The sequence below is a fragment of the Pseudomonas sp. SZ57 genome, assembly GCF_009495975.1.
Taxonomy (GTDB): Bacteria; Pseudomonadota; Gammaproteobacteria; order Pseudomonadales; family Pseudomonadaceae; genus Aquipseudomonas; species Aquipseudomonas syringae.
Window position 1 is genome coordinate 13,719 of the sequence record NZ_WIBD01000001.1, and the last position, 19,414, is coordinate 33,132.

A 19,414-nucleotide genomic window follows, 5' to 3' on the forward strand; every position below is an offset into this window, starting at 1 on the left:
GGGTAAAAAACCTAAGCATTTGCTGCCGGAGGCCCGGCCGATTTAAGCAGTAACTGTGGTCTGGCGAACGGCACTTCGTGGAATCTGCCGAATGCGCCCAGCCCTCTTGTCACCGCCCGCAGCAGATGGGATATAGCACGTCTGGCGCATCCTTTTATTGCCGGTGCATCCTTCTGGACGGAGACACGTCATGCTCGCTCAGCAACGCCTCGACTTTGAATTTCGCCCCATGACCGCAGCCGATGTCGGCAACGCTCATGAGTTATCCGTCGCCCTGAAGTGGCCGCATCGACTCGAAGACTGGGCCATGCTGCAGCGTGTCGCCCAAGGCTTTGTCGCGGTACACAATGGGCGTTTGATCGGCAGTGCCTTTGCCTGTCATCAGGGCGAGTTTTCCACCATCGGCCTAGTGATCGTCAGTGACGATTACCAGGGCAAGGGCATTGGTCGCAAGCTGATGGAGTTGGCCGTCGGCAGCGTCGCGCCCCGCACCGCGGTCCTCAACGCCACGCTTGCAGGTGCGCCGCTCTACGCGAAGATGGGGTTCGTCAGCTTTGGCGAGATCCAGCAGCGTCAGGGGCAGGCGCAACCGCCCGGCACCACCGAACTGAAGGCACAGGAACGTTGCCGGGGGCTGAGCGAGGCTGACCACCCTCGTGTGCTGGAACTGGCCAACGCCGGTTCGGGTATGGACCGCTCGGTGACGCTGGGCGATGTGCTGAACAACCTTGAACACGCTGTCGGCATTGAGCGCGACGGCCAGTTGCAGGCCTTTGCCCTGTTGCGCCCGTTCGGTCGTGGCCTGTGCATCGGCCCTGTTGTTGCCCAGAGCGTTGACCAGGCCAGGCACATGATTGGAGAGCTGCTGGCTCGCGTGCCTTACGCCTTCGTACGTATCGACATCCCGACCGACAGCGGCCTGGCCGACTGGCTGGAGGAAGCCGGCCTCAAGCGCGTCGACAGCGTGACCTGCATGAGCATGGGCGCAGTCCCGCAAGCCACCCAGGGCGTGCGCCAGTTTGCGCTGATTACCCAGGCGATCGGCTGATCGCCCGTAAGCACCTCATCGTGCCAATGCTCTCGCAGAGCGTCACGAAATGTAGTACCACGCAGAGCGCTCATCGTTATAAATAAGTCTTGGAGAGCCCCGAATACGTGCTTTTCAGGCTTCCGCCCGCAGGGCGTAGGAGCGAACTTGTTCGTGAAGACAGTCGATCATACCGGCCCTTTCGCGAACAAGTTCGCTCCTACGGCCTCCGGCCAGAAGCAAAAGCGGATTTGTGTATGACGCTGAGTCCGGAGCGTGGGAACGATCATCAACGCTTCAACTTCAGGAGCCCGACCCGATGCCCCAACCCACTGTTTTGCTATTGGCCCGCGCTGACCTCAGCCCGGTCGACACCGAATTCACCACTGGCCCCATCGATGCGCATGACTCGTTCGATAATGAGCGTCGCACAGCGTTCATCGATGATCAGGGCATTGCGGCCGGCCTCGTGCATTTCGGCACGTCGCTGTCAGTGGCAGCCTACCCCTACACCGAAATGCTGGTGATGCATCGCGGGTCCGTCACCCTGACCTCCGGTGCCGAGAGCCTCACGATCAAGACCGGCGAAAGTGCCGTGATCGGTCGCGGCACTCAAATACGTATCGACGCGCAACCGGACAGCCTCTGGGCGTTCTGCGCCTCCACCCAGGCCAGCGGGCCAGACAAACCCGGCATCACCGCGCTCGACCGCCTGGCCATGCTCACGCCGTCTTCACCGCCAGACCCGGCGATCATGATCAGCGCGCTGCCGCAATGCCGCAGCAACAACCTCTTCGAAGACAGCGCCAGCACCCTGCGCATCGGCGTGTGGGACTCAACCCCCTACGAACGTATCTCGCGGCCGCACAAGATCCATGAACTGATGAGCCTGATCGAAGGCAGCGTCGAGCTGAGCCTGGAAAACGGCCCCAGTCTGACCGTAAACACAGGCGATACCGTATTCGTCGCCCGAGGCGCGCCCTGCAAATGGACCAGCACTGCATATGTGCGCAAGTTTTATGCGGTGACGTGAAGTAGAGAGATGCGCCCTTCAGCTCTGAGGGGCGCTTTAATCTGCACACTTACAATTTCTGCCGGCGCAGTTAATCCAACTCGATACTAAAAGACAAGAACAATCATCGTCATTAACTGATTTGCAAAGAATCAGAAGTTTCCTACTTTTCTTTCCCATCTCACGTGCTAAAACATCTCAACGGATTGCAGGAAACTAATCTTTTCTCCTAACCCGTTCAGCGGAGTCACCCCTGCTTTTTAGTATAGGGTCATCCTCCGACTGTCATCGACATAAACATTTTTAGGTGGGCGGCGCACTTTCTGTGCGCTGATACATGGCGGATCTTAATCGGGCGATAGCGCGTGCACGTCAATACAGGCGGCTCACTGCTGTCGTGCGTTCGCCTTGCTTAATGTAATACGAATTTAATTAATTAACTCAGGAACTACCGATCATGAAAACAAAAAACGTCTTGCTGACTTCTCTTGCTCTCGCCACGCTGTGCGCCACTGTTGTTGCGCACGCGGGACCACCGGTTACGGTGACGTTCAAAAATCTGGGAACAGAGGTCGCGAAGCATAAGCCTGTTACGCGTAACGAGTTATCGACGCTACGCAACGCCAGAACAGCCATTGGCTCTACCGTTCAACCCGGCGATTCAAACTTTTATACGGTGCAAAGCATGCTCTCACCTGATGCCAGCTACGCCAGTGTTCGTTATGTGATGGGTTCCAAGGTATGTGTATTCTCGACCACCTTTGTAAGGCTGGCAGGCGCGGGTGGAGTCAAGGTTCCAAAGTGGAACCGTACTGCAACGCCTGAAGGTGGTGCGATTTGCACAGCTACCTCCAGGGTCACCGACCTCTCTACTCATGCATGGACTGCTGAATTCACCATGAAATAATCTCAAGGCGTGCGCGTTACAAAATTACGCGCGCGCCTGCCTCCGGAGGAAAACTAAAGCTGAATCTGATCGTGCCGATATAGATAGCGAATATAACGCCATGGATTGGCAACTGACGCGAGGACGCAGCATGTTCGACATTTCTCACATCACGGCCCTTACCAGCAGCCCTACCCTAACGACTGTTGCGAAAGAGGTTTCCCCAACCAGTAGCACGTCGGCAATAAGTAAACTGTCTTCTGAGCGCTCCGCTGATAGTGCAACCCTCTCCACGTTGTCCAGTCAATTAAACAGCAGCGCGATGCGCGCTCAGATCCGCGATAGTCGTTTAGGCTTCAAAGAGCTGGGTGCAATGGCAACATCCATTAACGACAAGATCACGGGTACACACTATTACGCCAACAGAGCACTGCACGATGCGGAGGTCCCCGATACCGACGATCCAGTGCTGCTCGAAAGAGCCAGGCAGGCTACGCTGTTCAAGAATGGCGGGGGAGCAAACCCGTTCTCAGGATTATCTCAGGATCAACTCAAACTGATCATGTATGACGAAGGTGGCGAATTCACCATTAATGAGCGTAGTGCTGCTTCGTCCGAAAACCATCTTCAACAGGAAGCCTGGAATAGAGCGATGGGCAAACGCTATGTCGACGAATACAACGAAACCGGCAAAAGCACGCAAACACTGGTGATGCTTCTCGCCCACTACGACCAGCTGCCACCCATAGAAAAAGCCCAATACCCCGCCAATTACGCCGCCAACATCACATCTGGGGACAGCTCGGCGATGGACATTTTCAACACGCTGAAAAGCCAGTCAGGCATTCAGGGGACTTGAGCGCCTGTGACGGAGCACGCGGGTTCGCGTGCCCTCTATGGCTGTCGGCGTTCTGCTGCATTGCGGTTCGCCGACAACGCTGCGGTGTAGCGACGTCATTGTTCTTTCAAGGCCAGCACATAGAACTTGCTGTCCACCGCGATCAACGGAAAGCTCGCAGGCAGGTCATCCTTGGTGATCTCTCTAAAGCCGTGCTTTTCATAGAAGCGATGCGCAGCGTGAAACTTGTCGGTCGTGCCCAGGAATACTTCGCTGACGCCCTTGCGAGTTGATTCCTCGATCAGGCGCTCGAGCAGTCTGGCTGCAACGGAGAATTCCCGGCCGCGAAACGGTGCGGCGACAAACATCTTGCGCAGTGCTGCCTGCCCTGCGCCGATGTCCCTGAGGCCGATGCTGCCGATGACCTGATCGTCTTGTACCGCGACCCAGAAGTCCCCTGTGCCGGTCTGGTAAAAGTCCGGAATCGCTTTCAGGTCAGGCTGGTCTTCGGCGGTAATGGGAATACCGAACTCTTCACGCTGGATCGGCAGAATCATCGCCGATACACCTTGCTCGTCGCTCGGCACGAAACGCCGTATCTGAATCCCGTTTACGCCCACAACACACCTCCTGGCCACCGTCCTCAGTGGAAATCAGTATTCCAGACAAGCAAACGCCCCGACAAGTCGAGGCGTTTGCTTGAGCATTTTCTAGGGTCACACGGGCGTGTGACCCTGAAGATGTTTAATTACAACTTCGGACCCGCAGCCTTGATGGCGTCGCTCACGTCGAACTTCTTGAAGTTCTCCACGAACAGGCCAGCCAGTGCTTTTGCCGCTTCGTCGTAGGCAGCTTTGTCAGCCCAGGTGTTGCGTGGGTTGAGCAGGCCGGTATCGACGCCGGGTACCGACTTCGGTACGTCGAGGTTGATGGTGTCGAGGTGTTCGGTTTCGGCACCGATCAGTGCGCCGCTCTGGATCGCTGCGATCACGCCACGGGTGGTCGGGATGTTGAAGCGCTTGCCGACGCCGTAGCCACCGCCGGTCCAGCCGGTGTTGACCAGGTAGACCTTGGATTTGAAGCCGCGGATGCGCTTGATCAGCAGTTCTGCGTACTCGCCAGCCGGACGCGGGAAGAATGGTGCGCCGAAGCAGGTGGAGAAGGTGGACTTGATGCCCGAACCCGAACCCATTTCAGTCGAGCCGACCAGTGCGGTGTAACCCGACAGGAAGTGGTAGGCAGCCTGTTCTTCGCTGAGGATCGACACAGGCGGCAGTACGCCGGTCAGGTCGCAGGTCAGGAAGATAACGGCGTTCGGCTCGCCACCGAGGTTTTTCGGTGCGCGCTTCTCGATCAGTTCGCGCGGGTAGGCGGCGCGGCTGTTCTGGGTCAGGCTGCTGTCGGCGTAATCGGCTTTTTTGGTAACCGGGTCGAGTACGACGTTTTCCAGTACGGCGCCGTGCTGGATGGCTTTCCAGATGACCGGCTCGTTCTTCTCGGACAGGTCGATGCACTTGGCATAGCAACCGCCTTCGATGTTGAACACCACGCCTTCGCCCCAGCCGTGCTCGTCGTCACCGATCAGGTAACGGCTTTCGTCGGCGGACAGGGTGGTCTTGCCGGTGCCGGACAGACCGAAGAACAGGGTTACATCGCCCTCTTCGCCCATGTTGGCCGCGCAGTGCATCGGCAGAACGTCGTACGCCGGAAGCAGGAAGTTCTGCACCGAGAACATGGCTTTCTTCATTTCGCCGGCATAACGCATGCCTGCGATCAGCACCTTGCGGGCGGCGAAGTTGATGATCACGGTGCCGTCGGAGTTGGTGCCGTCACGCTCAGGGTCGCAGACGAACCAAGGCGCGTTCTGGATTTCCCACTCGTCCTTTCCTCCAGCCGGGTTGTACTGTTCAGGGTTGATGAACAGGCAACGGCCGAACAGATTGTGCCACGCAGTCTCGGTGGTCATCTTGACTGGCAGGTAGTGCGCAGGATCGGAGCCTACATGAACATGGGAAACGAAGCGCTCGCGCTCGGCGAGGTACGCGCCGACACGGTTCCACAGGGCGTCGAATTTCTCGGCCGGGAACTTGCGGTTGATCGGGCCCCAGGCGATGGCGTCCTGAGTGCTCGGCTCTTCAACGATGAAACGATCGACCGGCGAACGGCCAGTACGATGGCCTGTCTCCACAACCAGTGCGCCAGTATCGGACAGTACGCCTTCTTTGCGGGCAAGGGCTTCCTTGACCAGTTCGTCGGTGCTCAGATCGGTGTACACAGCGTTGTTGGTTTGCGTCATGAGGTTCCCCGTCGGCCTGTGGCCGAGTGCTCCAAACGGTTTTGTAGTAAAAAAACAACCACTACTACAGCGTAAAAGTGGGCCGGATTATGCCAGAAATGTCCGGAAATGGTAGGACCCTCCTGTCAGAACAGCATTACAGGGGCCCACACCGTTTTCTGAGGCTCTTTACGCGATGATTAATGGCGCGTGTCAGATGGCGAATCGACACCGCCGCCAGCAAACAGCTGCGCGACGTCAGTGGCATCGAACAGATAGCGTTCGTTGCAGAACTGGCAATCGATCTCGATCGTGCCGTTGTGCTCGATAACCAATTGCTGCGCGTCCTCCAGCCCAAGGCTGGCCAGCGCATTGGCCGAACGCTCACGCGAGCAACTGCAGCGAAAGCAGATGGGCTGCTCGTCGAACAGGCGAACCGGGTCTTCGTGATACAGGCGATGCAGAATGGTCTGGTTGTCCAGCCCGAGCATTTCCTCGGCCGTAAGGGTGTTGGCCAGGGTGATGACGTGCTCCCAGCTGGCGTCGCGCTCTTCCGGATCGGTGATCTGTGCGATGGGCAGCTGTTGCAGCAACAGACCACGGGCGCGATGACCGTCGGCCTTGAGCCAGAAACGCGTGCCGAGCTGTTCGGACATCACGAAATAGTTGGAGAGGCTTTCCGACAGGTCGACGCCGTCGAGGGCAACGATGCCCTGATAGCGCTTGCCCTTGTTCGGGTCGATGGTCAATGCCAGCGAGCCATCGGGCATCAGGTCCTGCAGACCTGCGCCTGCTGTAACCAGTGCCTCGTCATAACGGGCAATGCCACGCAGTTCACGCTCGCTGGAGCACTCGACCATCAGCAACGGCACTGCGCCGCTGGAGCGTGCCTGCAGGATCAGCAGGCCGTCGAATTTGAGGGTGCCGACGAGCAGCGCGGCAGCCGCCATCAGTTCGCCAAGCAACTGCGCGACCGGCTCCGGGTAGGGATGCTTGGCGAGCACTTCGGCGTAGCTGCGCTCCAGGGCGACCAGTTCTCCGCGAACGTCGCTTTCGTCGAAGATGAAGCGTTGGGTGAAATCGATGTTCGGGAAATCATGCATAGGTAGGCAAGGTATCTGAAGTAATGACAATGGATGGCACGCGGCTTAGGAAGCACCGTCCGGCACTCGAAAGCGCCGTGGGCCATGCGGATTGACCGCATTTTAGGAGCTATGCGGTGCGCTTCCAAGCTGGATGGCACGTCGGACTGATAGCCGGAGCTGCCCGGTGCCGTGTTTCAGTCGTTGTTCTGGCTGGCGCGGAAGCCGAAAAGCTCTCGGCGTTGCTTCTTGGTCGGCTTTCCGTCGGTGGTCACCCCCAGGTTGCCGGCCTTGCGCTGAGCCGCCGCATTCTCGCGCCTGGTGATGCTCTCGGGTGTCTCGTGATACAGCGTCTGTGCCTCCGGCGCGCCACGCCGTACGATGGACAGAGCCTCGACGACTACGGTGCGGTCGTCGAAACCCATGCGGATCTGAAACTCGTCACCGATACGAGGCTCCTTGCCGGGCTTGCAACGTTCGCCGCGACAGTGCACCTTTCCGCTTTCAATAGCCGCTTTGGCCAGCGCACGGGTTTTGAAAAAGCGCGCGGCCCACAGCCATTTATCCAGGCGGACCTTATCGTCTTCTTCCGGCTTTTGCGCCATTTGAATTCCTCATCAATGTGACAGTCTGAACGTTATCGGGCCAGATAAACCAGGCGTCAGCACACGCTCGCCCGCTTTTTCTGCTCCACTATGAACATGAAGTAACCGATACGTGCTTGTCAAAAACAGCTATTCACCTTTTCATTGCCCCACACCCCTATGGAGCGCGACGTGACAGATTTTCCAACTTCGTTGACCGCCCCGAGAAAAGGGTGTGCGGGATGCACAGACAGTCCAGAGCTCGATTTTTCGTTCGACTATGCCTATCAGCCGATCGTGAATCTTCACGATCATTCGATCTTCGCCCACGAGGCGCTGGTTCGCGGGCCCAACGGCGAGGGCGCAATGTCGGTCCTGAGTCAGGTGACCGACCAGAACCGCTATCGATTCGATCAGAGCTGCCGCACCACCGCCATCGCCGGCGCTGCGAATCTGGGCATGACCGAGCGGTTATCGATCAACTTTTTGCCAAATGCCGTGTATCGTCCCGAGCTGTGCATCCGCAGCACGCTGGAGGCGGCCAAGCGGCATGATTTCCCCATCGAGCGGTTGATTTTCGAAACCATCGAAAGCGAACATGTCTGCAATAACGGCCATTTGAGCAACATCCTGCGCGAATACCGGGAGTTCGGTTTCATGACCGCCATCGACGATTTCGGTGCCGGTTATTCCGGCCTGACGCTGCTGGCTGATTTTCAACCCGATCTGATAAAACTCGACATGCACCTGATTCGCGACGTTCATCGTGATCGCGCACGTCAGGCTATTGTTCGTGGCGTTGTCACAATGTGTACGGACTTGGGGATTAAGCTTATCGCCGAAGGTATCGAACACGTTGAAGAGCGGGATTTTCTCGCCGACTGCGGTATCTCCCTGATGCAGGGCTATCTGTTCGCAAAACCTGCATTCAAAGCGCTGGCCCGGGTAAACCCCGAGGCCTGGCTGAAGTCTTGAGAAGTACGGAATCGCATTGAAGACATTCGATCATCTGACAGTCATCGGCCTGCGCGAGTGGGTGGCGCTTCCCGATCTGGGGGTGGCAGGCCTGCGGGCAAAAATCGATACCGGTGCAAGCACGTCGAGCCTGCATGCCACGGAAATCGAGCCTTTTGAACGCAATGGTCAGAAATGGGTACGCTTCAACGCGCATCTGGGCACTGTGGTTCAGTTGCGGCATCGTCGCTGCGAAGCGCAACTGGTTGCCATGAAAACCATTAAGAGCTCCAACGGTCAGGCGCAGGTGCGCTATGTCATTCGCACCACGCTGGCCCTGGGCGATCTTATCTGGCCGGTGGAATTCACGCTGGCTTGCCGCAAGTCGATGCGTTATCGACTGCTGCTCGGTTCCAAAGCTCTGATCGACGGCCATCTGGTGGTCAATCCGGGCATAACTTACGTACAAGACAAGCCGGTGTTCCCGGCCTCTACTTCCTCAGGTGTTGCATGAAGATCGCTGTGCTTTCGCGTAATCCGCGTCTGTATTCCACCCGTCGTCTGGTCGAAGCTGGCATTGAGCGTGGCCATGAGATGGTGGTGATCGACACCCTGCGCGCCTATATGAACATCGCCAGCCACAAGCCGCAGATTCACTACCGCGGCAAACCTCTGGAGGGCTTCGATGCGGTGATCCCGCGCATCGGTGCTTCGGTGACTTTCTATGGCTGTGCGGTGTTGCGTCAGTTTGAAATGATGGGCGTGTTCCCGCTCAATGAATCGGTCGCCATTGCCCGTTCGCGGGACAAGCTGCGCTCGTTGCAACTCCTGTCACGCCGGGGGATTGGCTTGCCGGTCACCGGTTTCGCTCACTCGCCCGACGATATTCCCGATCTGATCCAGATGGTCAACGGCGCGCCGCTGGTCATCAAGGTGCTCGAAGGCACTCAGGGGATAGGTGTGGTGCTGTGCGAAACGGCCACGGCGGCCGAATCGGTGATCGAAGCCTTCATGGGCCTCAAGCAGGACATCATGGTTCAGGAATACATCAAGGAAGCGGGCGGCGCCGACATCCGCTGCTTCGTGGTCGGTGACAAGGTCATCGCCTCGATGAAGCGTCAGGCCAAGCCAGGCGAGTTCCGCTCCAACCTGCACCGCGGCGGCAGCGCCAGCCTGATCAAGATCACCCCTGAAGAGCGCATGACTGCGTTGCGGGCAGCCAAGGTCATGGGGCTGAGCGTGGCGGGTGTGGATATCCTGCGTTCCAATCACGGCCCTCTGGTGATGGAGGTCAACTCCTCGCCTGGCCTGGAAGGCATTGAAGTGACCACCAGCAAGGACGTGGCCGGGATGATCATCGAGTACCTCGAGAAAAACAGCGGCCCGCACATGACCCGTACCAAAGGTAAAGGCTGACTGCCCGCCCCTGTTTCGATTGCACAGGCTGGTGTTCTGTCTGCGGACCCCGGCCTGGGCATTCAGCTACCGTACATCAGGTAATCAGGCCTGGTAGTCGAGTCCTTGTCGCAGTATCCCGTCTTTAATCGCGCATCCCTCTGTTCAGCTTAAGGCGACGTAATAGCCAGCTTCGCGCCGAATAGCCATCCTCTCGCGTGACATAAATCAACACATTTCTCCCGTATTTGTATGCCGATCATGCATGAGGTAGTCGTTTACGGCATTAGACGTACGCGCGCGCCATGGGAATAGTTGCGACTTTTTTCGCCTGCTACAGAGCTGGGATGCTCGTCTGCGGTGACCTTCTCGGGACATTTCCAAAGGGAGCTCCTGCCTCGAAACTGCTGTGAAAAAGCACGCTCGGCGCACGGGTTTTGGACTTGCCCAAGCCACTTTGAACAAGGGTAATAATATGAAGAAGGCAAAGCTGAGTCTGGCCTGGCAGATTCTGATCGGACTGGTACTGGGTATCGCTGTGGGGGCGCTGCTCAATCATTTCAGTGCAGAAAAGGCCTGGTGGATCACTAACATCCTGCAGCCCGCAGGCGATATCTTCATTCGTCTGATCAAGATGATCGTTATCCCTATCGTTGTCGCCTCGCTGATCGTCGGTATTGCAGGCGTGGGCGATGCCAAGAAGCTGGGGCGTATCGGTCTCAAGACCATTCTCTATTTCGAAGTCGTGACCACTATCGCGATTCTGGTGGGCCTGGTGCTGGCCAACGTGTTCCATCCGGGCACCGGCATCGACATGAGCACACTGGGCACTGTCGATATTTCCAAGTATCAGCAGACTACGGCTGAAGTTCAGCACGATCATGCGTTTATCGCGACCATTCTCAACCTGATCCCGTCCAACATCTTCGCTGCCATGGCGCGTGGCGAGATGCTGCCGATCATCTTCTTTTCAGTGTTGTTCGGTCTGGGGCTTTCCAGCCTGCAGGCCGAGGTCCGTGAGCCGCTGGTGAAACTGTTTCAGGGCGTCTCGGAGACCATGTTCAAGGTCACTCACATGATCATGAACTACGCGCCGATCGGCGTGTTTGCCCTGATTGCCGTGACTGTCGCCAATTTCGGCTTCGCCTCCCTGCTGCCGCTCGCCAAGCTGGTGATTCTGGTGTACGTGGCCATCGCCTTCTTCGCTTTCGTGGTGCTGGGGCTGATCGCTCGTGCATTCGGCTTTTCGGTCATCAGGCTGATGCGCATCTTCAAGGACGAGCTGATTCTGTCCTACTCCACAGCCAGCTCCGAAACCGTGCTGCCGCGCGTGATCCAGAAGATGGAAGCCTATGGCGCGCCGAAGGCGATCTGCAGCTTCGTGGTGCCTACGGGCTACTCGTTCAACCTCGACGGCTCGACGCTCTATCAGAGCATCGCAGCGATCTTCATCGCTCAGCTGTACGGCATCGACCTGTCGATTGGCGCGCAATTGATGCTGGTACTGACCCTGATGGTCACCTCCAAAGGCATCGCGGGCGTACCGGGGGTTTCCTTCGTCGTGCTGCTGGCGACCCTGGGCAGCGCCGGTATTCCTCTGGAAGGCCTGGCATTCATCGCCGGTGTCGACCGCATCATGGACATGGCGCGTACCGCCTTGAACGTGATCGGCAATGCCCTGGCAGTGCTGGTCATCTCGCGCTGGGAAGGCATGTACGACGATGCCAAGGGCGAGCGCTACTGGGAATCCCTGCCGCACTGGCGCAGCAAAGAGCCTGTGCCACTGCGCCAGCCTACCGCAGAGTAACGCCCAGCGTTCCTCACGCGTGGGTGTGAGGAACGAGCTGCCTCAGCGGTCTGCCCGCTGCACGCGAGCCATGAACGCCGGCCAGTCGGCCTCTCTGTCAGCGGCCACTTGCTGAACGTTCGGGCTCAAGGCCAACTGCTCCTGCAGGGCTCGCGCAGCGGGCATGTCCTCCAGCAGGTCCAGCCCGAACAGCCGCTCGCCGACCTGTTGCGCCAGATCGACGCTGTACAGAAAGTAGATATCGGCAACGGTGAAGTGCCCGCCCGCCACGTAGGGTGCAAACAGGCCGCGCTGGGCCAGGGCGGCGAACCCTTTGATCAGATCGCGACGCGCCTTGGCTTTGAGGTCGGGCGGCGTGGGTCTGCCACCGAAGATCACCTCCGCATAACACATGCGCGCCGGCAGCTCGATGTACACCTCGATTTCCTTGGCGATGGTCCATACCTGAGCGCGCGCGAATGCGCTGGCAGGCAGCAGTGGCCGGTCCGGTGAGGTGTCCTCTATATAGCGCAGAATTACGTCGGTCTCACTGATGAAGCCTTCCGCCGTTCCGAGTACCGGCACCTTCCCGCGGGCGCTGACGGCCAGCACCTCAGGGCTCTGACAGCCAAACAGCGGCACCACCTGAAAGGGCAGTTGTTTCTCCAGCAGCGCCAGCTTGACCATGTTGAAGTAGTTGCTTGCGGCGAATCCATAAAGCGTCAGCATCGTCGGCCTCCTCAGCCTCCATCCTGGTAATTGACGGGCTGCACGCTACCGGGCTGACTCTATCTTTCAGTGACTTGGGTCATTTCCCGGCAGTTTTAGGAAGCGTCCTACACATGACCATTCGGGCGCGCAGGACTGCCCGATTGCAGGATTCCGGGTAGACTGCCCGCCTTACCTGAGGAGTGACCATGACCGACGACATCGATAATGACGAAGAAGACTTTGCTGCCTCGACCCTGATCGAAGCCATCGAGAACCAGATCGAAGCCGGTAATCCGCCCGCAGCCAGAGCGGTCTTCAACATGCTGACCCTGGTGAACTATGAGCGTGAAGATATTCTTGAAATGATGGCCCATGTGCTGGCTATCGAGATCGATGCCCTGCTGGAGCAGGACCGTCCGTTCGACACACAATGGTATGAAGCAGCGCTGCGTGCCCTGCCTGACCTGCCGCCGGAAAAGTAATCCTGCGGTCAGAGCGTGACAGCAAGATATATGCTGCAAACACTTCAGACGCTGACTACACTGCAAATGCCCCGCTGCCGCTTGATCCTCCGGGGCCACACGCCAAACCGGCTTTAACGGTCATCCAGAACCGACGAGCGCAGATCGGACACGTCGATTCCAGAGCACACCCGCCAGCCGGTGAGGTCGTACTACTACAAAAAGTCTGGAGTACCTATGTCGTATACCCCTGAGTTGGTTGCCGAACTGGAAATCCTTGCACTGTTCAATCTGGGAAACACCCAGGAAGGCCTCAAAGTCCACCATGTAGCGGCGCCCACGGCCGTCGCAGCAGCACAAAGACTCTTCGATAAAGGACTGACGACCCAGGTCGATGGCGGTTACCTGACCAGCCTCGGGCTCGAGGCCGCCCAGCATGCCCAATCATTGCTGACCATCCTCAACGTCTCCAGGCAAGCCGCCTGAATGTAGCAGGGCCTGCGCACAAAAAAGCGTGGCAGGCCCTTCACTTATCCGAGCGCCAGTCGATACAGGACGTTGGCGCCAGAATAACCATCCGACCGAATCCGCTTCCATCGGCTGCAAATCTTCTCCGCCATCTTGCTCAGTAATTCCACGCCTGCACAGGCCAGATGCCTTGAGTTGCGATGACGCGTAATCCTGAAATTCGCCCCGATCTGGATGAGGGCATCGACCGCAAGGTTCTCAGCCAGCTGCGTAACCGTTTCCTGTCGCTCAATGACGGGCGGTACGCGCGTGCGCTGGAAGGCATGTCGACCCGCCAGCAGAGCGTTCTGACCCTGCTGCCGCTGTTCTTTCACGTCAACCATCCGCTGTTGCCCGGTTATGTTTCCGGCAGCACGCCTGCTGGCGTTTCGCATTACGAACCGGACTCGCTGGCCCTGGCCGAGGCGCAGCGGCTGACGCGCTCCTTTTCCTACAAGGCCCGCCACGGCAACCCGCCCCAGCCGATTCATGGCCTGTTTCTGATGGGCAGCCTCGGCACGCTGGCTCAGGCTGAACAAAGCGATATGGATGTCTGGGTCTGCCACGACAGCGAGCTGGAACCGGAGGCTATCGCCGAACTGCGCAAGAAGTGCCAGGCACTTGAAGCCTGGGCTGCGACGATGGGCGCAGAGGCGCATTTCTTTCTGATCGACCCGCAGCGTTTCAGGAGCGGCGAGCGCGATTCGCAGCTCAGCTCGGACGATTGCGGGACTACCCAGCATTACCTGTTGCTCGACGAGTTTTATCGCACCGCGATCTGGCTCGCCGGGCGCACCCCGATGTGGTGGCTGGTGCCGGTCTATGAAGAGCAGAATTACGACGATTACACCCACACCCTGCTGAGCAAGCGCTTCATTCGCGCCAGCGAGGTGCTCGATCTCGGCCCGATGTCGCACATTCCCCCGGCCGAGTTCATCGGTGCCGGATTGTGGCAGTTGTTCAAAGGCATCGAGTCGCCCTACAAGTCTGTGCTCAAGCTGCTGTTGATCGAGGTCTATTCCAGCGAGCATCCCCGCGTGCAGTGCCTGAGCCTGCGTTTCAAGCAAGCGGTGTTCGCCAATCAGCTGGACCCGGATGAGCTTGACCCCTATGTGGTCGTGTATCGGCGCATCGAGGAGCATCTGCAGGCACGCAACGAGCCGGAGCGCCTGGAGCTGGTGCGGCGCAGCCTGTACCTGAAGGTCAACAAGAAGCTCACCGGATCGACCCGCCTGCGCAACGTCGGCTGGCAGCGCCAACTGCTGGAGCGTCTGACCACGGAGTGGGGTTGGGACGAGCGACAACTGGTGCTGCTCGACAGCCGCAGCCAGTGGAAAGTCCGCCAGGTGGCGGGCGAGCGCCGCTCACTGGTCAACGAGCTGAATTACAGCTATCGCTTTCAGAGCCGCTTCGCCAAAACGCAAAGTGCTGCCGATGCCCTCAATGCCCGCGACCTGACCATTCTGGGTCGGCGTCTGTATGCAGCTTTTGAACGCAAGGCGGGCAAGGTCGAGTTCATCAACCCGGGGATCGCTCCCGACCTTGCCGAAGATACGCTGACGCTGGTGCATTCCCCCGACAAGCGCGAGCCCGGCAAGTATCAGTGGGCCTTGTATAACGGCAATCTGGGCATTCACGAGTGGCCGAATTTCTTACCGCTCAAACGCAGCCGTGAATTGCTTGAGCTGTTGACCTGGTGCCACCGCAATACCGTGATCGACAGCACTACCCGCGTGGCATTGCACCCGGGTGCCAGTGACCTGAGCGAGTTCGAGCTGTTCAACCTGATGGGCGCCTTGCAGCAGAGCATTCAACTGCCACTGCCCGAGGTCAGCGATGAGGCGTTGCTGATGCCCAGCACGCCCAGTGAGATATTGCTGCTGATCAATGTCGGCGTCGATCCGCTCAGGCATCACCGCGACCTCAATATTCTGATGACCACCGAGCGCACCGACTCGCTCAGTTATGCGGGTGTCCGGGAAAATCTGGTGCTGACGCTGGACCAGATCACCCTCAATACCTGGAACGAAACACTGGTCAGCCGCTACGACGGCCCGCACGCCCTGCTCGACTGCATGAGCGAACTGCTCGGCAGCCTGCCACAGAGTGGTAAGCAGCCGCAGATTCACGTGCGCTGCTTCTGCCATAACCGCGCGCCCGCCATCGCCCAGCGTGTTGAAGAACTGATCGGCACGGCGCGTTTGTTACTCGAGAGGCGGCTCAATCACCGTTACCTGATTCAGGTGCAGCAGCAGTATCACGTGCTGGAGATGAAGCCGGGTCAGATCGGTCATGTGGTGATCAACAGCCTGCCCGGCCTGTTCAAGTACCTGGGTGAACAGCTGTCGTCGTACAGCCCGCTGCACCTGGACCCGCAGGCACTCGATGATCACGACCTGGCGCTGATCCTGCCGCTTGGTCAGCCTGAATGTATTCAGGTGTTCTACCGGATCAACGAGCCGGATGCTGACCTGTACGTGCTCGACGAGCACAATTCGCTCTGGCACCAGCGTCTGCCGTATCACGATGAGCAAAGCCTGCTGGTGCCGCTGCAGCGCTTCCTTCACGCGCTGGTTTATCGCCGGGGCGCTTCATTGCCGCTGGATGATCCGTCCGCGCCGGTCACGCTGGAAACCCTTTACTATCAGATGCTGCCCTCCGGTGCAGGGCCTGCCCGACGTGTTGAACATCGACCAGCGCCGACTGCCGCGGACAAGGCGTTCTACGACGTGCAGGCAATCATTGAAGAAACCTCGCCAGGGCAACTGAACGCCACCCTGTACTGCGACAACAGCGAGTTTTCCGAGCTGGAGTACGGCGACCGACTGTACGCCGCCGTCGCGCAACAAATCCTCGGTAAACGCCTGGAGCCCCAGCGCTACCGCTGTTACATCACCGACCTGGACCTGTCCGGGCTGCTGGACGGCAAGCACGGGCAAAGCATCCTCTTCCTGCGCCACAAGGCCGAACTGGAAAAGCTGCTGAACGAGGCGATGGATCAGGCCTGACGTCCAGCATTGGCACGATAGGTGTTCTGCGGGACGCTTATCGTTCCTCACGCTCCGCGTGGGAATGCAGTTCTGGACGCTCTGCGTCCGCTCTTCAATGCGCAGGCGCTCTGCGGAGGTAGCGTCTTCTATTACTCGTACTCGCCCGCCGCTTCCGGCTGATATTCCACCGCCAGCAAGGTCAGTTTCAGGGTCTTGCCGCCCGGTGCAGGCCAGTCGATGTGTTGGCCGATTTGCAGACCCAGCAGCGCCGAGCCCATGGGTGCCAGGACCGAGACGGTGCCGTCCGCGCCCGCATCCTGTGGATAAACCAGCTTGAGGTGGTAGTCCTTGCCGCTGACTTCTTCGCGGCAATGCACACGCGAATTCATGGTCACAACGCCCGCAGGCACTTCGTCGTGGCCAACCACCTGGTCGGCGCGGTCCAGTTCGGCCTGCAACGCCTGGATACCCGGCGTGTCTTCGTCCTGGCTGGCGATGAAGCTCTCAAGACGCTGTACGTCGAGTCGGGTAAGGATGATCGAAGGTGCTGTGGTCATGGTCTGGGCAGACTCCTTTATTCTCCATGAATAAAACAAAACCCCACCAATTGGCGGGGTTTGACGAGCCTCTTGTCTGCAGAGGCAAGGTCTGACACTAACACAGCGCAGTAAATACACAACCCGACGCGGTTTCAGCCTGCGGCCTGGTCAACCTCGGCGCGGGCTCGACGCTGATCGGCCTCGTGGCGAATCTGGCGGCGCCGGTCGTCATCGGCAGAGCGCCACTCGCGGATGTCTTCGACATGACGGAAGCACCCCAGGCAAACCTTCTGCTCATCGAGCCGACACAGGCTGATACACGGCGAGGCCACTGCCGGGCTGACATTGCTGAAAAGCGGCTTGGGCGGTCGAACGGGGGACTGGCTCACGATCAGATCTCGGAGAAGTCCAGTTCGACGCCGGCTTGCTCGACGGTAAAGCGCTCCAGCATCTCGCTCAGCAGCTCGTCACTGGAATCGCAGGCCCAGCACTGATTCTCTTCGTCGTAGTCGAAGTGAAAACCACCCGATCTGGCGGCCAGCCAGAGCTGACGCAGGGGCTCCTGACGGCTGAAGATAAGCTGCGTGCCGCCTTCAAACTTGACCGTCAGTACACCGGCCGAGTTTTCCAGGTCCACATCCAGGCCACTCTCGTCGAATACGTCTTCGATATTCTGCTGCGTCGCATCGACGAGGTCGTGAAAACGGGCTTCGGTCAAACTCATTGCGGGAACCTCGGTAAGTGTCTGCAAATAGCGCAGAGGGGCAAGATACGGACGCAGCCAGGCAAATGCAAAGCTTACTCATCATTGGCGATGCATGAGCACTTTAATCCCGATCAACCATAGCTCTGCTGCGGCTTTCGCGCCAAAGGCCCGCCAGACGGGACGCCGCTCGCATAGGCAAGGTGCCGGGTGGTCGGTATACTCGGGCGCAATTAATGCTTTTACAAAGGATTTCGCCATGAAGCGCCTGATCTCTTCGCTTGCTGCGCTTGTCGCGGTCGCTTGTCTTGTTACAGCCTGTGGCCAGAAAGGCCCGCTGTATCTACCGGATGACACCAAAACCCCGGACGAACAAGCCAAATCGCAATCGCACAAGCACCTTTAAGGGACTCCAATGGACGCCTTCAACTACCGCGACGGTGAGCTGTTCGCGGAAGGGGTAGCATTGTCTGCCATTGCCGAGCGCTTCGGCACGCCGACCTATGTCTACTCGCGCGCTCATATCGAAGCGCAATACCGTGCCTACGCCGACGCGCTGAGCGGCATGCCGCACATGGTCTGCTTCGCCGTAAAAGCCAACTCCAACCTGGGCGTGCTCAATGTCCTGGCGCGCCTTGGCGCCGGTTTCGACATCGTCTCGCGTGGCGAACTGGAGCGTGTGCTGGCGGCGGGTGGCAAAGCCGAAAAGATCGTGTTTTCCGGTGTCGGCAAGACCCGCGAAGACATGCGTCGCGCCCTTGAAGTCGGCGTGCACTGCTTCAACGTCGAATCCACCGACGAGCTGGAGCGCCTGCAGGAAGTGGCTGCCGAACTCAACGTTCGGGCGCCGATATCGCTGCGGGTCAATCCGGACGTGGATGCAGGCACTCACCCCTACATCTCCACGGGCCTCAAGGAAAACAAGTTCGGCATCGCCATTGCAGCCGCCGAAGACGTGTACATTCGCGCCTCGCAACTGCCGAACCTGGAAGTGATCGGGGTCGACTGCCATATCGGCTCGCAACTGACCACGCTCGAACCGTTCATCGATGCGCTGGATCGCCTGCTGGCCCTGGTCGATCGGCTGGGCGATTGCGGCATTCATCTGCATCATATTGATCTGGGTGGCGGCCTTGGCGTGCGTTATCGCGACGAAGAGCCTCCGCTGGCGGCTGACTACATCAAGGCTGTGCGCGAGCGCCTGGCCGGTCGCGACCTGGGGCTGCTGTTCGAGCCGGGACGCTTCATCGTTGCCAACGCGGGCGCGCTGCTGACCCGCGTCGAATACCTCAAGCACACCGAGCACAAGGATTTTGCCATCGTCGATGCAGCGATGAACGATCTGATCCGGCCTGCCCTGTATCAGGCCTGGATGGATGTCACTGCGGTGCGTCCGCGTGACAGCGAACCTCGTGTGTACGATATCGTCGGGCCGATCTGCGAGACCGGCGATTTCCTCGCCAAGGGTCGCGAGCTGGCACTGGCCGAGGGCGATCTGCTGGCCGTTCATTCAGCCGGCGCCTATGGCTTCGTCATGAGCTCGAACTACAACACCCGTGGCCGTGCCGCTGAGGTACTGGTCGACGGTTCCCAGGCTTTTGAAGTGCGTCGTCGCGAAACCGTGGCCGAGCTGTTCGCTGGCGAAAGCCTGCTGCCGGAGTAAT

Annotated in this window: 21 protein-coding genes; 13 read left to right on the forward strand and 8 right to left on the reverse strand. The window is 58.9% G+C overall.

What is annotated here, in order from left to right:
• The first annotated feature begins 190 nt into the window (after positions 1 to 190).
• The 4 genes from GE543_RS00065 to GE543_RS00080 all read left to right on the forward strand — a co-directional run bounded on the left by GE543_RS00065 (position 191) and on the right by GE543_RS00080 (position 3,784).
• Entirely contained in the window at positions 191 to 1,048 is an 858-nt protein-coding gene (locus tag GE543_RS00065; RefSeq protein ID WP_153220058.1) for a GNAT family N-acetyltransferase, read from the forward strand.
• Between the two features lie 298 nt (positions 1,049 to 1,346).
• Complete coding sequence (locus tag GE543_RS00070; RefSeq protein WP_153220060.1) at positions 1,347 to 2,060, forward strand: cupin domain-containing protein; 714 nt, start codon at positions 1,347 to 1,349, stop codon at positions 2,058 to 2,060.
• A gap of 436 nt (positions 2,061 to 2,496) precedes the next feature.
• On the forward strand, positions 2,497 to 2,946 hold the full coding sequence (locus GE543_RS00075; protein ID WP_003408310.1) for a hypothetical protein: 450 nt from the start codon (positions 2,497 to 2,499) through the stop codon (positions 2,944 to 2,946).
• A gap of 130 nt (positions 2,947 to 3,076) precedes the next feature.
• Positions 3,077 to 3,784 (forward strand): hypothetical protein, encoded by a 708-nt coding sequence (locus tag GE543_RS00080; protein WP_032697537.1) that lies wholly within the window; start codon positions 3,077 to 3,079, stop codon positions 3,782 to 3,784.
• Positions 3,785 to 3,879: 95 nt separating this feature from the next.
• Here GE543_RS00080 and GE543_RS00085 read toward each other — a convergent pair whose 3' ends face one another.
• The 4 genes from GE543_RS00085 to GE543_RS00100 form a co-directional block, all read right to left on the reverse strand.
• Entirely contained in the window at positions 3,880 to 4,383 is a 504-nt protein-coding gene (locus tag GE543_RS00085) for a GNAT family N-acetyltransferase (protein WP_003408314.1), read from the reverse strand.
• Between the two features lie 128 nt (positions 4,384 to 4,511).
• On the reverse strand, positions 4,512 to 6,059 hold the full coding sequence (locus GE543_RS00090) for a phosphoenolpyruvate carboxykinase (RefSeq protein ID WP_003408316.1): 1,548 nt from the start codon (positions 6,057 to 6,059) through the stop codon (positions 4,512 to 4,514).
• Positions 6,060 to 6,238: 179 nt separating this feature from the next.
• The gene (hslO, locus tag GE543_RS00095; protein ID WP_003318104.1) at positions 6,239 to 7,141 is read right to left on the reverse strand and encodes an Hsp33 family molecular chaperone HslO; all 903 of its coding nucleotides are present in this window, start codon (positions 7,139 to 7,141) and stop codon (positions 6,239 to 6,241) included.
• 176 nt (positions 7,142 to 7,317) lie between these two features.
• Entirely contained in the window at positions 7,318 to 7,725 is a 408-nt protein-coding gene (locus GE543_RS00100) for an RNA-binding S4 domain-containing protein (protein ID WP_004412259.1), read from the reverse strand.
• Between the two features lie 171 nt (positions 7,726 to 7,896).
• Between GE543_RS00100 and GE543_RS00105 the strand changes: the two genes are divergently transcribed.
• The 4 genes from GE543_RS00105 (at position 7,897) to gltP (ending at position 11,860) form a co-directional block, all read left to right on the forward strand.
• Complete coding sequence (locus GE543_RS00105) at positions 7,897 to 8,679, forward strand: EAL domain-containing protein (RefSeq protein ID WP_371927050.1); 783 nt, start codon at positions 7,897 to 7,899, stop codon at positions 8,677 to 8,679.
• 49 nt (positions 8,680 to 8,728) lie between these two features.
• Positions 8,729 to 9,172 (forward strand): ATP-dependent zinc protease, encoded by a 444-nt coding sequence (locus tag GE543_RS00110; RefSeq protein ID WP_174518740.1) that lies wholly within the window; start codon positions 8,729 to 8,731, stop codon positions 9,170 to 9,172.
• The gene (gene rimK / locus GE543_RS00115; RefSeq protein WP_003318100.1) at positions 9,169 to 10,074 is read left to right on the forward strand and encodes a 30S ribosomal protein S6--L-glutamate ligase; all 906 of its coding nucleotides are present in this window, start codon (positions 9,169 to 9,171) and stop codon (positions 10,072 to 10,074) included. Before GE543_RS00110 ends, rimK begins: the two co-directional genes overlap by 4 nt.
• Before the next feature lie 454 nt (positions 10,075 to 10,528).
• The gene (gene gltP / locus GE543_RS00120; protein WP_003344498.1) at positions 10,529 to 11,860 is read left to right on the forward strand and encodes a glutamate/aspartate:proton symporter GltP; all 1,332 of its coding nucleotides are present in this window, start codon (positions 10,529 to 10,531) and stop codon (positions 11,858 to 11,860) included.
• 42 nt (positions 11,861 to 11,902) lie between these two features.
• On the opposite strand, the gene GE543_RS00125 is transcribed toward gltP, so the two are convergent.
• Positions 11,903 to 12,568, reverse strand: coding sequence for a glutathione S-transferase family protein (locus GE543_RS00125; protein ID WP_153220062.1), 666 nt, complete (start codon positions 12,566 to 12,568; stop codon positions 11,903 to 11,905).
• A 188-nt stretch (positions 12,569 to 12,756) separates the two neighbouring features.
• Between GE543_RS00125 and GE543_RS00130 the strand changes: the two genes are divergently transcribed.
• From GE543_RS00130 to GE543_RS00140, 3 genes are all read left to right on the forward strand, one after another.
• Positions 12,757 to 13,032, forward strand: coding sequence for a hypothetical protein (locus GE543_RS00130; RefSeq protein ID WP_003344493.1), 276 nt, complete (start codon positions 12,757 to 12,759; stop codon positions 13,030 to 13,032).
• A gap of 216 nt (positions 13,033 to 13,248) precedes the next feature.
• Entirely contained in the window at positions 13,249 to 13,497 is a 249-nt protein-coding gene (locus GE543_RS00135; protein WP_003344490.1) for a TIGR02647 family protein, read from the forward strand.
• A 182-nt stretch (positions 13,498 to 13,679) separates the two neighbouring features.
• Positions 13,680 to 16,526 carry a class I adenylate cyclase gene (locus GE543_RS00140; protein WP_153220064.1) on the forward strand — a complete coding sequence of 949 codons (2,847 nt, stop codon included), beginning with the start codon at positions 13,680 to 13,682 and terminating at the stop codon, positions 16,524 to 16,526.
• A gap of 131 nt (positions 16,527 to 16,657) precedes the next feature.
• On the opposite strand, the gene rnk is transcribed toward GE543_RS00140, so the two are convergent.
• The 3 genes from rnk to cyaY form a co-directional block, all read right to left on the reverse strand.
• Positions 16,658 to 17,065: a nucleoside diphosphate kinase regulator gene (gene rnk / locus GE543_RS00145; RefSeq protein WP_003367560.1), complete on the reverse strand. Its 408-nt coding sequence runs from the start codon at positions 17,063 to 17,065 to the stop codon at positions 16,658 to 16,660.
• Positions 17,066 to 17,199: 134 nt separating this feature from the next.
• A complete protein-coding gene (locus GE543_RS00150) occupies positions 17,200 to 17,436 on the reverse strand; it encodes a DUF1289 domain-containing protein (RefSeq protein ID WP_003318094.1) in 237 nt (78 codons plus the stop codon).
• Positions 17,437 to 17,438: 2 nt separating this feature from the next.
• Positions 17,439 to 17,771, reverse strand: coding sequence for an iron donor protein CyaY (gene cyaY, locus GE543_RS00155; protein ID WP_003408323.1), 333 nt, complete (start codon positions 17,769 to 17,771; stop codon positions 17,439 to 17,441).
• 238 nt (positions 17,772 to 18,009) lie between these two features.
• Between cyaY and GE543_RS00160 the strand changes: the two genes are divergently transcribed.
• A complete protein-coding gene (locus GE543_RS00160) occupies positions 18,010 to 18,156 on the forward strand; it encodes a lipoprotein (protein ID WP_002555817.1) in 147 nt (48 codons plus the stop codon).
• A 9-nt stretch (positions 18,157 to 18,165) separates the two neighbouring features.
• A complete protein-coding gene (lysA, locus tag GE543_RS00165; RefSeq protein ID WP_003408324.1) occupies positions 18,166 to 19,413 on the forward strand; it encodes a diaminopimelate decarboxylase in 1,248 nt (415 codons plus the stop codon).
• Position 19,414: the final 1 nt, after the last annotated feature.